Here is a 13,813-nt window from a genome sequence, read left to right as displayed (position 1 = left end):
ATTAATTTACTTTTTATCAGCTTGGTCCTGGATGCCCTTTACATTCTTCCAACTCGTTCCATCATAGGCCTCCACACCGTTTTTCTTTAAAATTTCCATCGCTTGATCTGCCTGTACTCCCTTATTACAGAAAACAACAACTTTTTTACCTTTAAGAGTTTCAATGTTGTTCTGAATTTCAGCCAAAGGAATATTAATGGCATTCTTCGCAGTTCCCGCAGCGTATTGTTCTGGAATCCTCACATCTACCAATGTTACATCTGAACTGGTTACCACTTCCTTGATGCTGGCTTTAGGAACTTCTGCTTTGTGATTTGTTTTACAGGCACTTAGCATAAAAATAGATGCTAGGGCAAATCCGAAAAATTTAATTTTCATAAGCCTAAGACGTTTTGGATTGACATACAAAATCCGTAGTGGGAAGTTTTTCTGTTTTTTTGATCCCATTAAAGCCACCTTCGATTTCAGTAAAGTTTCTGATTCCGTGTGAATTAAGGATGCTTGCTGCAATCATGCTTCTATATCCTCCCGCACAGTGAAGAAAGAAATGTTCGGAGCTGTCAAGATTACGAGCCCAATCGCTTATCGAGTCCAAAGGTCTGTTGTAGGCATTATCGATATGTTCTGCAGAATACTCTGTTAGCTTTCTTACATCAATTACTGTTGAATCTGCTGTAAACTGCTCTGCAAATTCAGCTGGAGAGATTCTTTTTACTTCATCTATCTCCTTACCGGCATTTTTCCATGCTTCAAAGCCTCCTTCCAGATATCCAACTACATTGTCAAAGCCTACTCTGCTTAATCTGATAATCACCTCTTCTTCAGTGCCTTCATCTGTTATCAGTAATAAAGGATGCTTTACATCTACAATAAGAGTTCCTACCCAAGGAGCGAAATCACCCTTTAATCCAATATTGATGGCATTGGGAACAAAACCTTTATGGAATTCTGCAGCACCTCTTGTATCCAGGATTAAAGCGCCAGATTCTTCTGCCAATGCTTCAAAATCTTCAGGAGAAATAGGGTGTAATCCTTTGTTCATAACTACATCCAGACTTTCATAACCATTTTTGTTCATGGCCACATTCATTCCGAAGTATTTAGGGGGAGCAGTTAACCCGTCAAGTACTTCCTTAATGAAAGATGTTTTGTCTGGCTGGTTAAGTGCGTAATTTGTTCTTTTTTGATTTCCTAAAATGTCTACCGTTTCTTTTTGCATATTTTTTCCACATGCAGAACCTGCGCCATGGGCAGGATAAACAGTAATGCTGTCATCCAATGGCATAATTTTGTTCTGAAGACTGTCATAAAGAATTCCTGCAAGGTCTTCCTGGGTAAGGTTTGTAGCCTTTTGGGCAAGATCCGGTCTTCCCACATCTCCTAAAAATAAGGTGTCTCCTGTGAAAATAGCAGTTTCTATACCGTTTTCGTCAATTAATAGGTAGGTGCTGCTTTCCATGGTGTGACCAGGAGTGTGCAATACTTTGATTTTTACTTTTCCAATCTCAAAAACCTGATTGTCTTCTGCGATAATAGCTTCAAATTCAGGTGCTGCAGTGGGGCCATACACAATAGGAGCTCCTGTTTTCTTACTCAGATCCAAATGTCCGGAAACAAAATCTGCATGGAAATGGGTTTCAAAAATATATTTTAAAGTGACATTGTCCTTTTCCAGACGATCCAGGTAAGGTTTTACCTCTCTTAGCGGATCAATGATGACAGCTTCATTTTCTGATACAATATAATAGGCACCCTGAGCCAGACAGCCCGTATATATTTGTTCAATTTTCATTGGATATTTTTTTAATAGTTAAAGATACAAAGTATTAGATAAATTCTAAATGAAATGTTAAATCCCATTGATAGTTTCTTTCAATACCGTGTTAAACGATTGTTTAATGTTCCCTGTTTTTCAGCAAAAAGAATGCCTTACATAATGCTAATGTATAAATGCTGTTTTTTATCATGTTTGATTTATGGAAAATATTCTGATATGAGATGATTTTTGGTTTTTTTAGTCATGGTTTGAAATTTGCTTAAACTGTGGCAAAACTCTTTCCCCAAGCTATTAATGGAAGTTCGATGGGAAATATCATTAAATGTTTTATAAAAACTTTTATATTTATAAGTTTAAAAAATTGATCAAATGGCAGACAAAGCACAATTTATTGAAGAATTAAATACTAAATACACACCCAAGGGAGAGCACATTATATTAGGAAAAGGAATGCTGGACGGCGAAGTTGTTTCTGAAGTGAATGTAACCATTCCTTTGAAAACAATCAACCGCCACGGTCTTATTGCCGGAGCTACCGGAACCGGTAAGACCAAAACATTACAGGTATTTGCAGAACAGCTTTCTCATGCGGGAATCCCATCTCTGGTATTGGATATCAAGGGAGATTTCTCCGGAATTGCTGAAGCAGGCCAGATGAACTCCATTATTGAGGAACGATATGCGAAAACCCAGCTTCCTTATACTCCACAGGGATTTCCTGTAGAGTTGATGAGCATTTCAGGAGGAAAGGGAGTGAAGCTGAGAGCTACGGTAACAGAGTTCGGTCCTGTTTTATTAAGTAAGATCCTTGAACTTAACGATACGCAGCAAAGTATCATGTCTATTGTCTTCAAGTATTGTGACGATAAAGGGCTTCCATTGATTGATCTGAATGATCTGAAGAAAGTATTGCAATATGTAACAGATAATGCTCAGGGAAAAGCTGAGCTTGCAGCCAACTACGGCTCAATAGCACCGGCTTCCTTAGGCGCAATTCTAAGGTCTATTGTTGCTTTGGAACAGCAAGGAGCTGCGGATTTCTTTGGAGAATTAAGCTTTGATGTTCAGGACCTGCTGGAAACAAGAGACGGAAAAGGAGTCGTGAATATCTTAAGGGTGGCAGACATTCAGAACAAACCGCAGTTGTTTTCTACATTTATGCTTTCACTTTTTGCGGAAATTTATATGACATTCCCTGAAGAAGGAGATAGCGGAAAGCCAAAATTAGTGTTATTTATAGATGAGGCTCACTTACTTTTTGATGAAGCATCAAAGGCTCTTCTTTCGCAGATTGAAACCATGGTAAAGCTGATTCGTTCCAAAGGAGTGGGGATCTATTTTATTACACAAATTCCGGGTGATGTCCCAGAAAATGTGCTGTCACAATTAGGGTTGAAGATTCAGCACGCCCTTAGAGGGTTTACCGCAAAAGATAAAAAAGAAATTTCCAAGGCAGTAGAGAACTATCCTATTACGGAGTACTACAATGCTTCCAGTCTTATTCAGAATCTGGGAATTGGAGAAGCTTTTGTAACGGCCTTGGATGAAAAGGGAATCCCAACACCATTGGTTCATACTTATCTTATCTCACCAGAATCCAGAATGGATGTTCTTAGTGAGGCTGAGATTTCAGAACTGACTGCACAATCGGCTTTGGTAGCAAAGTACGAAGAGCCAATAGACAGGGAATCTGCCTATGAAATATTAACCAACAGAATGGAACAGGCTGCCCAAAACCCTACATCTACTCAAAGGACAAGACCCGTAAAAGAAGAGCCGGGAATGTTTGAACAGGTGCTACAGAGTTCGGCAGGAAGAACTTTTACAAATACGCTAATGCGTGAAGGAGCAAAAGCAATTCTTGGAATGTTTGGCTTGGGAGGTAGAAGAAGATAGTTCTGATGTATAATCTATGATGACCTGCTATGATTTGATATATTTTTTGTTATTTTAGCAGGTTATCTTCACCCATGAGGAAAGTTTCTCACGGTAAAGAAATTAGGATTTTAATAAATTTGAAATAGCAGTTAAAGGGAAAACAATGTATTCGATTATAGATATAGAAAGTAATGGTGCAGGTTATAGACATGAATGCATTATAGATATTGCCATCTACAGATACGATGGTCAGAAAATTACTGACCAGTTTATATCCCTTGTCAATCCTGAGGGCGATATTACTCCCTTTGTACAGAAACTAACCAACATTACCCCTAAAATGGTAAAAACGGCTCCAAAGTTTCACGAAATAGCAAAAAGAGTAATCGAAATCACAGAAAATACAACACTTGTAGGACATAATATTGATTTTGATTACAGGATGCTTCGTCAGTCGTTCAATCGGCTAGGTTATGATTTTAAAATCAATACTTTAGATACAATTCCATTGGCGAAAAAATTGATACCGGATGAAGTAAGCTACTCATTGGGTAAACTTGTGAAGTCACTAGGAATTCCATTGACTAACCATCACCGAGCTGATGGGGATGCCAGGGCAACCTTGGAGCTGTTCAAGCTTTTGATATCAAAGGATACTGAAAACGAAATTATTCAGAAGCAACATGATGAAACCAATGCCAAGACCTATATCAATAAGATTAAGGAACTTACACAGGATCTTCCTAATGATAAAGGTTTTGTCTATTTTCAGGACGAGTCAGGAAGAATTATCTTTTCTGATTATGCGCAGGATATCAATAAGTTTTCAAAAAAGGTTTTTAATTCCAAATCAAAAAAATGGGAACAGATCCAGAAAAGTGTAGAACAGATTAATTTTGAGCTTACCGGAACAGATATTATTGCAAAACTGATTCTTAACTCCAAGAACATTAAGAAAAAAGAAGTTTTACCTTTTGGGCTGTATTTCAGAAACAATAAATATGTTGTTGAAAAAAATATACTTAATAAAACGGAAAAGCCTATTCTCAAATTCAGATCATTTACTCAGGGAACAAAAGCGGTTCAGTTTATCGGTGCTATAGAAGAATATAATGATGTAGCTGTATTAAAGCAAAAAATAGAGTTTAGAAAAAGAAATGAACTCTGGTTGGGTACAGGAAGAAAATTAGGTGAAAAATTATTTTTAATTATTGAAAACGGAAAGGTTATGTCCTTTGGTTTTTATGATTTATTTACGCAGATTCAGACGTTAAGTAAGCTGGCTAAACTGAAAATTGACCTCCCTTTATCTTCCGTTGATTTGAACAATGAACTGCAATTAGCACTTCTTCGTGGAGATTTTGAGACCTTACCGTTGCCAAAATAATAGAGAAATTTAAACGTTACAAACTTTTATTAAGAAGGTGGTTTTCAAATCATTTTTCTTGAAATAAAAAATAAATGGTATTTTTGCAAAAATTAAATAGAAGCAATGCAAAATTTTAAACAAAATAAAACTGGAAAAAAGGGAACTGTAAAGTTCTCTAAGGTTTGGAATATTTAAAAGACTTGTCTTGCATAAAAAATAATCAATGTGGCAGGCTCTTTTTTCGAAAGATCTGCCTTTTTTTATGTTAAAATGAAATTATGAATTCAAAAGAATTATTAAAGATTGCCAATGAGTTTGGCACACCAGTGTATGTTTATGATGCTGAGTCCATCAAAGTTCAATACGAAAAACTCACATCTTCTTTTTTAAAACATACTAAGTTCTTCTATGCAGCGAAGGCTTTGACAAACATCAATATCCTTAAGTATGTCAAGAACCTGGGTGCTTCTTTGGATTGTGTATCTATTAACGAAGTTAAGCTTGGATTAAAGGCGGGATTTTCGAAAGAAAAAATATTATTTACTCCAAATTGTGTTGACTTAGCTGAAATAGAGGAAGCAATGACTTTCGGAGTTCATATAAACATTGATAACATTTCTATTCTTGAGCAATTTGGGAATAAATACGGAAACACTTATCCAATCTTAGTAAGAATCAACCCGCATATTTTTGCCGGAGGTAACTATAAAATTTCAACGGGGCATATCGACAGTAAGTTCGGGATTTCTATTCACCAGGTTCGTCACATTGAAAGAGTGATGAAAAGTACAAACCTGAATGTTGAAGGACTTCACATGCATACGGGAAGTGAAATCAAGGATCCGGATGTATTTCTACAGGCTTTGGAGATTATGCTGGAGCTTTCTGAGCATTTCCCTAACCTGAAGTATCTGGATATGGGAAGCGGCTTCAAAATTCCTTATCAGGATAGTGAAGAAGAAACTGATGTTAGAACATTAGGCAAAAAAGTAGAAAAAGTAATTTCTGAGTTTTCAAAAACTACAGGGAAGAAATTCGAACTATGGTTCGAGCCGGGGAAATTCCTGGTTGGAAAAAGCGGATATTTATTAGTGAAAGCTAATGTAATCAAGCAAACTACAGCCACTGTTTTCGTGGGAGTGAATTCCGGATTTAATCACTTGATTCGTCCTATGTTTTATGATTCTTACCATATGATTGAGAATTTATCTAATCCAAAAGGAGCTGAAAGAATTTATACCGTAGTGGGAAATATCTGCGAAACAGATACGTTTGCATGGGACAGAAAATTAAATGAAGTAAGAGAAGGAGATATTCTAGCATTCCATAATGCCGGAGCTTACGGTTTTGAAATGAGTTCAAACTTCAATTCAAGATTAAAGCCTGCAGAAGTTTTATTCCTTGATGGAAAAGCTCTCCTGATTCGTAAAAGAGACGAGTTTGAAGACCTATTGAGAAACCAGATTGAAGTGGTTGTTTAAGCTATTTCAAATAATAATATTGAATCGGCCGCCCTTATGGGCGGCCGATTTGTTTTTAAATAGAATACAATAGACTGTTGTAAACTTTTAACATGATCCGGATTTCAATAAAAAATAACAAAGTTTTAATACTAAAACTGTCTGGAAGTTCCAATTAATTAGCTAAATTTGATAGGATTAGAGGGATTTACATCCTCTTATTATCATTCTTTATAAAGAGAAAATAATCACCAAATCTATTAATTATGGCTAAAAATATAGCAGAGCAAATTGTTGAAATGCTCGAAAATGCGGGTGTGAAAAGAATTTATGCAGTAACAGGAGACAGTCTCAATCATCTTAATATTGCGGTCAAGAAAAGCAGTATCCAATGGATTCATGTACGACACGAAGAAGTGGGGGCCTATGCAGCAGCGGCAGAAGCTGAACTTGACGGCTTTGCGGTATGTGCCGGAAGTTGTGGCCCCGGGCATGTTCATCTTATCAATGGAGTATATGAAGCCCACAGATCACATATTCCGATGTTGGTTATTGCCTCTACAATTCCTAGTGATGAAATGGGAATGGATTATTTTCAGGAAACGAATACCATAAAGCTTTTTGATGACTGCAGCTATTATAATCAGATGATTACACGTCCTGAACAAGTACAAAGAACAATTCAGACAGCCATTCAGCATGCCATTTCAAAAAAGGGAGTTGCTGTGATAGGCCTTCCTGGTGATGTTTCCGAGCTTGATGCAGAAGAGGCGTCCACTTCCGCTCAAATATTTAAGACCAATCCGGTTATCAGGCCATCAGACGATGAGTTGAATAGCTTGGCAGCGCTTATCAATGAAAATAAGAAAGTAACCCTTTATTGCGGGATAGGTGCATCTGAGGCCAGTGCAGAGGTTATAGAATTATCTAAGCTATTAAAAGCTCCCGTTGGATATTCATTTCGTGGAAAAATGGCCATTCAGCCTAACAATGCGAATGAAATTGGACTTACAGGATTGTTGGGTTTCCCTTCTGCCTATCACGCCATGCACGAGGCTGACGTAGTTGTTCTTCTTGGAACCGATTTTCCATATCAAAAATTCATGCCTGTAAAAAATAAAATTGTTCAGATAGATGAAAGTCCTGAAAGATTAGGGAGAAGGGCTAAGCTTGAAATGGGACTTGCAGGTGATATTAAGCAAACAATCATGGCTTTGCTTCCCTTGCTAAAAGAAAAAACTGACCTTGACTTCCTGAACGAGCAGCTGGCGTTTTATGAAAAGGTCAAGGAAAATCAACTCGAATATGTCAAGGATTTTGGGAAAGAAGATGCCATTCAGCCGGAATATGTAGCACACACTTTGGATCGACTGGCCAAAAAAGACGCTATTTTTACCGTAGATACAGGGATGTGTTGTGTTTGGGGAGCCAGATTTATTACTGGAACCGGAGAAAGAAAGATGCTAGGTTCCTTTAATCATGGGTCTATGGCTAATGCAATGCCAATGGCAATAGGGGCTTCTTTGGCGCATCCTGATAAACAGATTATTGCCATGTGTGGAGATGGCGGACTGTCTATGTTATTAGGTGATATGGCTACAATTTTTCAATACAAATTACCCATAAAATTAATTGTCTTTAATAACAGAACCCTCGGAATGGTAAAATTGGAAATGGAAGTAGGAGGGATGCCAGACAATGAAACAGATATGATTAATCCGGATTTTGCATTGGTGGCCCAAGCGATGGGATATCCAGGGAAAAATGTACACAAGCCAGAAGATGTAGAAACTGCTATTAAGGAATGCTTAGATCATAATGGTCCTTACCTGCTGAATATCTTCACCAATCCTAATGCGCTGGCGCTTCCTCCAAAAATTGAATTTAATCAGGTGCTGGGAATGACCAAATCTATGGCGCAGCTAATGCTCGGCGGAAAAATGGATGAGGTTCTTGAAACCGTGAAATCAAATTACAAACATATCAAGGGGATGTTATAACATGCTCATGATAGCCTTTTAGGCGTAAATACTCTTAAAACTTCATATTCGTATGAAGTTTTTCTTTTTTATAAGACCTCTAAATATTTACCTTTGTTCAATAAATTAAGAATAAAATTCGATATGAGAACGATACTTGTATTTTTTGCTCTTTGTGTGGCAAACTTTGCATTTGCCCAGGAGCTTGAAGATAGAGATGATTCCTTTATTGTAGAAAATAATAAAAATCTTTTTAAAATAGATATTAAAGAACCATTCTTACAGGTTGCTGCTAAATGTAATGATTTTAAGCCGGCTTCTTTCGAGGGAGGAGCTTCAGTGTATAAGAGCATATTGAGTAAATATATGTATACTTATCTGAATGCAGACTTTTATACGTTGAGTGGTGATTTTACATTTTCACTAATTATAGATGATAAAGGAAAAGTTATTGATGCGGTTGGCTCTCCAAAAGTTCTTCACAGTGAGGCTTTCTTTGATGATATGCAGTATGTAGTAAGAAGAATTAAGAAACCCTGGAACCCTGCAACCTGTAATGGACAACCTGTAAAATCTGAAATGAGAGTAAGAATGAACTTCTCTTCCTTATCTGTAGATATGTAATGCACATTATGATGAAAAAATATTTTTTATTCCTGTTCTTATTTTTTAGTTTTATGGGATACTCACAAGAATTCAAGACTAAGAATGATCATGCAGAAACTTATCAAAATGCAGAATTTCCTGGTGGTGATGAAGCTTTCACCAAAGAGTTTTTACAAATGATATACTCTTATATTGATCTTAAGAAATATGCAGTCAACGGAAAATTTGTTTTTGTATTTGATGTAAATACAGCCGGCAGGGTTGAAAATCTTGATGTTTTACCAAAAGTAAAGAACAGCGAAATGTTTATTGATGATATGCGTTTTGCTATTAAGAAGGTAAAAAAGAAATGGACGCCAGCAATGAAAGACGGGAGGCCTGCGGTTTCCAAGAAAATCATTAAAATTGATTTTACATCAGATCATTTTGATCATGGAGATTAACAGTCTTTTTAATTGTAAAACAAACCATACAAAAGGCCTTAGAATCCCTCGAGGTATATAAAATATCCCAATAAATAAAGGATTGCATTGTTGTTATATTTTTCAATAAATTTTACTGTAAGATAGCCCTGACATTCTGTCACAATATTTTGTATCTTTGCAAACTTATCTGTTCGTAGATTAAAATTCCCGGAATAATTCGCCTGAATTTTAAATACCGAACCTTAAATTGATTATCGTGCAGGAAAAATATATAGACGAGACAAAACAGGGTGAAGCTTTTGCTATTGCTGAAAGACCTGAGAATTCTAAAAAACTGTTTTTAGAAAGCTATGGTTGTCAGATGAATTTCTCTGACTCTGAAATTGTTGCATCCATTCTTAATGAACAGGGATATAATACTACGATGAAAGTTGAAGAAGCAGATTTGATCCTGTTGAATACATGCTCCATTCGTGAAAAGGCAGAGCAAACAGTAAGAATGCGTCTTTCCCAGTTCAAAAACCTTAAGAAAGAAAAACCTAACATGACGGTTGGAGTTCTGGGGTGTATGGCGGAAAGATTAAAAACCAAATTCTTAGAAGAAGAACAATTGGTAGATCTTGTTGTAGGCCCGGATGCTTATAGAGACTTGCCTAATCTTTTGAAAGAAACAGATGATGGAAGAGACGCTATCAATGTAATTCTATCAAAAGAAGAAACTTATGCAGATATTAATCCGGTACGTTTAGGAGGAAATGGAGTTACAGCTTTTGTTACCATCACCAGAGGGTGTGATAATATGTGTACATTCTGTGTGGTTCCCTTTACCAGGGGAAGAGAAAGAAGCCGTGATCCACACTCCATCATAGATGAGTGTAAAGATCTGGCCAATAGCGGATATAAAGAAATTACCCTTTTAGGTCAAAACGTAGACTCTTACCTATGGTATGGGGGAGGTCCTAAAAAAGACTTTGCCAAGGCATCTGAAATGCAGAAAGCTACAGCAGTTAACTTTGCTCAATTGCTTGATTTAGTAGCCAAGGCTATTCCTGAAATGAGAATCAGATTCTCCACATCTAATCCTCAGGATATGAGTCTGGATGTGTTCAGAATGATGGCCAAGCACGATAATATCTGTAAATATGTACACCTTCCTGTACAAAGTGGAAGCAATAATATGCTTGAAGCCATGAACAGACAGCATACGCGCGAAGAATATCTTGAGCTCATTAGAAAAGCAAAGGAAATTGTTCCTGAAGTAGCTTTTTCTCAGGATATGATTGTAGGATTCTGTAACGAAACAGAGGAAGATCATCAGGATACATTAAGTCTGATGAAAGAAGTGGAATATGACTACGGTTATATGTTCGCCTATTCAGAAAGGCCGGGAACACCTGCGCACAAGAAAATGGAAGATAATATTCCGGCTGATGTGAAGCAGAGACGTCTTGCTGAGGTTATTGCCCTGCAAGGAGAGCTTTCCAGAAAAAGAATGGTATCTTATGTTGGAAGAGTGCACCAAATTCTAATCGAAGGAATTTCCAAGAAGAATAAAAACCAATGGAAAGGAAGAAATTCCCAGAATGCAGTCTGTGTCTTTGATAAACTGGAAGGACAGAAAATAGGTGACATTGTGGACGTTTTTGTGTATGATAACACCCAAGGCACGCTTTTAGGAAGAATCACGGAATAAATTGAGGTTTTGATAAAAGCGGTTTACCTTTTTACACTATTTTCCTTTGTTCTGATCTCGTGTCAGACAGAGAAAAATACAGGGAGATATCCAGATACTGTAGGTGATGCTATATTTAATGAAAAACTGGATGATGCTGGTTTTAAAAAATGCGGAGCAGGTAAAAATAGACCTTTCAGTTTTCAGTATTATCACGGACAACAGCCGGTTGATTATAAAGGAGAGAAAATCGCTATTGTTGAAAAACTAAAAAAAGAAAATATATACACTGAAAAGGAGATTAATGGTTATGTTACCGTTAGATTTTTAGTAAATTGTGAGGGAAAGACAGGATGGTTCAGGCTGAAACATATGGATTCAGAATTGAAAGATACTATCCTGGATGAAGAATTAGAAAATAAACTTTTAAAATTCACAAAATCACTCAATGGCTGGATGCCAAAAGAGGTAAAGGGTTTAAAAATAGACTATTATCAGTATTTAACCTATAAAATTGAAAATGGACAAGTTTCAGAGGTATTACCTTAGCTTTTTGTTACTTATAGTGTACACCAATACTATTGCACAGGTCAACTGTAATGCAGTAGAGGGTGAGGACTGCAAAAAAGCGTGCGAGTTATACAACTGGGCTTCAGATTTACAAGGTTCCTGGGAATCTCAGGAAGGGTTTGATAAAGCTATTGAACTTTGTCCGAGTTTCTCCAATAGCTATATGGAGAAAGCGGTTCCTTATCTTAAGAATGGTGACTTTGCAACCTGGAAAATATTAATTGATAAGGCCGTTGCTTTAGACCCTAAAATGCATCTTGGATACAGAGGCTGGTGCAAATTCCAGTTTTTGAGAGACTATAAAGGCGCTATCCGGGATCTGGAGGAATTAAAAAAATACTATCCGGAAGATTTAGGAAGATCCTTAAATGGAGATTATAATCTGGACGTAGTGAAAGCTATGTCTTACAGTGCTTTAGGGCAAAAAGAAAAGGCAGCAGGTATTATAGAAAGACTTCTGGTTACCAGAGGGTATGTCAAGGGAATGTTCGATCATTACCAGCTGGGGGTAACCTATTTCGAGCTGGGCAGATATGATAAAGCCCTGGAAAATTTTGAAAAACAAAGCAAGGAAAACGACTTTGCTGAGAATATATACTTTAAAAGTAAAGTTTCTAAGATTAGAAACAAGGATTATTTGGATTTGAAAATGTTAGCATTAAAAACGTATGATGACGGAAAGACAATGAAAGACGTCTACACTCATCATTTCAACAAAATCTACAGAACACAGATAGAAGAACTGTAGAACATTAACATTGAATCAATAATCAAATATTTACTTATGAGCAACGAGTTACAAAACATAAAAAACCGCTTTGGAATTATCGGGAATTTTCCGGCACTTAATAGGGCCTTGGAAAAATCTATCCAGGTTGCCCCTACAGACATCTCCGTTCTTGTTATTGGAGAAAGTGGAGTAGGGAAAGAATTCATTCCAAAGATTATCCATTCAGAATCCAAAAGAAAACATCAGCCTTATATCGTAGTAAACTGTGGGGCAATTCCTGAGGGAACCATAGATTCCGAATTGTTCGGACACGAAAAAGGTGCTTTTACAGGAGCTACAGCAACCAGAAAAGGATACTTTGAGGTGGCTGATGGCGGAACGATCTTTTTGGATGAGGTGGGAGAGCTTCCCCTACAGACGCAGGTTCGTCTTTTAAGAGTACTGGAAAGTGGTGAATTTATGAAGGTAGGTTCTTCACAGGTTCAAAAAACCAATGTGAGGATTGTAGCTGCTACTAACGTCAACATGATGAAGGCTATTCATGACGGGAGATTCCGTGAGGATTTATTTTACCGTTTGAATACCGTTCAGATCGATATGCCGCCTTTAAGAGAGAGAAAAGGTGATATTCATTTGCTATTCAGGAAGTTTGCTATAGATTTTGCGGAAAAATACAGAATGCCTGAACTGGAGTTGGAACCTAATGCAGTTCATTATATAGACAATTATTCTTTTCCGGGAAATATCCGTCAGCTAAGAAATCTTGTAGAACAGATGACCGTTGTGGAAAGAAACAGAAATATCACGGCAGAAAAGCTTGCAGAATACATTCCAATGGAGACCCATCTTCCAATGGTAGTTAATAATCAAAGTACACCAAAGCAGAATGACTTCGGAAGCGAAAGAGAAATTATGTATAAAATTCTCTTTGATATGAGGAATGATATTAATGATTTAAAATCCTTAACTTCGGAATTGATAAAGAACAGAGGAACGGGAGACTTAAGCAATCATGAGAAAAATCTGATCAACAGAATTTACACTCCGGAAAGTCAGCCACAGATCAACTCAGGATCCTTATTATATTTTGAAAATAATAACGATGCACCAACTGTTCAGACGCCAACTATTATTTCAAGTCCGGAAGATAGCTATGAAGACTTTGAAGACATTGAAGTAGAGGAGAACAGGCCAGAATCACTTTCTCTTCAGAATAATGAAAAAGATTTGATTATCAAGGCGTTGGAGAAGCATAAAGGACGAAGAAATAGGGCTGCAGACGAATTGGGAATCTCACAGAGAACCTTATATAGGAAAATAAAACAATATAATCTGGAAGATTAAACA

12 protein-coding genes are annotated in these 13,813 nt (G+C 37.0%); 10 read left to right on the top strand and 2 right to left on the bottom strand.

Annotated features, from left to right (window positions below; all coding sequences use genetic code 11):
- Positions 1 to 6 precede the first annotated feature (6 nt).
- Both EG359_RS13715 and EG359_RS13710 read right to left on the bottom strand, forming a co-directional pair.
- Positions 7 to 378, bottom strand: a complete 372-nt coding sequence (locus tag EG359_RS13715; protein ID WP_076357118.1) for a rhodanese-like domain-containing protein — start codon at positions 376 to 378, stop codon at positions 7 to 9.
- Between the two features lie 4 nt (positions 379 to 382).
- Positions 383 to 1,792 (bottom strand): MBL fold metallo-hydrolase, encoded by a 1,410-nt coding sequence (locus EG359_RS13710; RefSeq protein WP_076357117.1) that lies wholly within the window; start codon positions 1,790 to 1,792, stop codon positions 383 to 385.
- Between the two features lie 354 nt (positions 1,793 to 2,146).
- Between EG359_RS13710 and EG359_RS13705 the strand changes: the two genes are divergently transcribed.
- The 10 genes from EG359_RS13705 (at position 2,147) to EG359_RS13660 (ending at position 13,810) form a co-directional block, all read left to right on the top strand.
- Positions 2,147 to 3,673, top strand: coding sequence for a helicase HerA-like domain-containing protein (locus tag EG359_RS13705; protein WP_076357116.1), 1,527 nt, complete (start codon positions 2,147 to 2,149; stop codon positions 3,671 to 3,673).
- A gap of 145 nt (positions 3,674 to 3,818) precedes the next feature.
- Complete coding sequence (locus EG359_RS13700; protein ID WP_076357115.1) at positions 3,819 to 5,042, top strand: 3'-5' exonuclease; 1,224 nt, start codon at positions 3,819 to 3,821, stop codon at positions 5,040 to 5,042.
- Positions 5,043 to 5,302: 260 nt separating this feature from the next.
- Positions 5,303 to 6,505: a diaminopimelate decarboxylase gene (lysA, locus tag EG359_RS13695; protein ID WP_174567039.1), complete on the top strand. Its 1,203-nt coding sequence runs from the start codon at positions 5,303 to 5,305 to the stop codon at positions 6,503 to 6,505.
- A gap of 245 nt (positions 6,506 to 6,750) precedes the next feature.
- A complete protein-coding gene (locus tag EG359_RS13690; protein WP_076357113.1) occupies positions 6,751 to 8,484 on the top strand; it encodes a thiamine pyrophosphate-dependent enzyme in 1,734 nt (577 codons plus the stop codon).
- A 123-nt stretch (positions 8,485 to 8,607) separates the two neighbouring features.
- Positions 8,608 to 9,087, top strand: coding sequence for an energy transducer TonB (locus tag EG359_RS13685; RefSeq protein ID WP_076357111.1), 480 nt, complete (start codon positions 8,608 to 8,610; stop codon positions 9,085 to 9,087).
- 53 nt (positions 9,088 to 9,140) lie between these two features.
- The gene (locus EG359_RS13680) at positions 9,141 to 9,512 is read left to right on the top strand and encodes an energy transducer TonB (RefSeq protein WP_076357109.1); all 372 of its coding nucleotides are present in this window, start codon (positions 9,141 to 9,143) and stop codon (positions 9,510 to 9,512) included.
- 238 nt (positions 9,513 to 9,750) lie between these two features.
- Positions 9,751 to 11,187 carry a tRNA (N6-isopentenyl adenosine(37)-C2)-methylthiotransferase MiaB gene (miaB, locus tag EG359_RS13675; protein ID WP_076357107.1) on the top strand — a complete coding sequence of 479 codons (1,437 nt, stop codon included), beginning with the start codon at positions 9,751 to 9,753 and terminating at the stop codon, positions 11,185 to 11,187.
- A 9-nt stretch (positions 11,188 to 11,196) separates the two neighbouring features.
- The gene (locus tag EG359_RS13670) at positions 11,197 to 11,715 is read left to right on the top strand and encodes a hypothetical protein (protein WP_084180542.1); all 519 of its coding nucleotides are present in this window, start codon (positions 11,197 to 11,199) and stop codon (positions 11,713 to 11,715) included.
- On the top strand, positions 11,687 to 12,484 hold the full coding sequence (locus EG359_RS13665) for a tetratricopeptide repeat protein (RefSeq protein ID WP_076357105.1): 798 nt from the start codon (positions 11,687 to 11,689) through the stop codon (positions 12,482 to 12,484). The genes EG359_RS13670 and EG359_RS13665 overlap by 29 nt, the downstream gene beginning before the upstream one ends.
- A 36-nt stretch (positions 12,485 to 12,520) precedes the next feature.
- The gene (locus EG359_RS13660) at positions 12,521 to 13,810 is read left to right on the top strand and encodes a sigma-54 interaction domain-containing protein (RefSeq protein ID WP_076357103.1); all 1,290 of its coding nucleotides are present in this window, start codon (positions 12,521 to 12,523) and stop codon (positions 13,808 to 13,810) included.
- Positions 13,811 to 13,813: the final 3 nt, after the last annotated feature.

This window comes from Chryseobacterium joostei (assembly GCF_003815775.1).
In the GTDB taxonomy this organism is placed as follows: domain Bacteria; phylum Bacteroidota; class Bacteroidia; order Flavobacteriales; family Weeksellaceae; genus Chryseobacterium; species Chryseobacterium joostei.
The sequence above is the reverse complement of the archived record's forward strand: the minus strand, read 5'-3'. Positions and strand labels throughout refer to the sequence as shown.

What these genes read in the sequence shown, in the direction of transcription:
- EG359_RS13680 (WP_076357109.1), top strand. Translation starts at nt 9,141, where the DNA reads ATGGGATACTCACAAGAATTCAAGACTAAGAATGATCATGCAGAAACT.
- EG359_RS13685 (WP_076357111.1), top strand. Translation starts at nt 8,608, where the DNA reads ATGAGAACGATACTTGTATTTTTTGCTCTTTGTGTGGCAAACTTTGCA.
- EG359_RS13660 (WP_076357103.1), top strand. Translation starts at nt 12,521, where the DNA reads ATGAGCAACGAGTTACAAAACATAAAAAACCGCTTTGGAATTATCGGG.
- EG359_RS13700 (WP_076357115.1), top strand. Translation starts at nt 3,819, where the DNA reads ATGTATTCGATTATAGATATAGAAAGTAATGGTGCAGGTTATAGACAT.
- EG359_RS13705 (WP_076357116.1), top strand. Translation starts at nt 2,147, where the DNA reads ATGGCAGACAAAGCACAATTTATTGAAGAATTAAATACTAAATACACA.
- EG359_RS13715 (WP_076357118.1), bottom strand. Translation starts at nt 378, where the DNA reads ATGAAAATTAAATTTTTCGGATTTGCCCTAGCATCTATTTTTATGCTA.
- EG359_RS13690 (WP_076357113.1), top strand. Translation starts at nt 6,751, where the DNA reads ATGGCTAAAAATATAGCAGAGCAAATTGTTGAAATGCTCGAAAATGCG.
- EG359_RS13665 (WP_076357105.1), top strand. Translation starts at nt 11,687, where the DNA reads ATGGACAAGTTTCAGAGGTATTACCTTAGCTTTTTGTTACTTATAGTG.
- lysA (WP_174567039.1), top strand. Translation starts at nt 5,303, where the DNA reads ATGAATTCAAAAGAATTATTAAAGATTGCCAATGAGTTTGGCACACCA.
- EG359_RS13710 (WP_076357117.1), bottom strand. Translation starts at nt 1,792, where the DNA reads ATGAAAATTGAACAAATATATACGGGCTGTCTGGCTCAGGGTGCCTAT.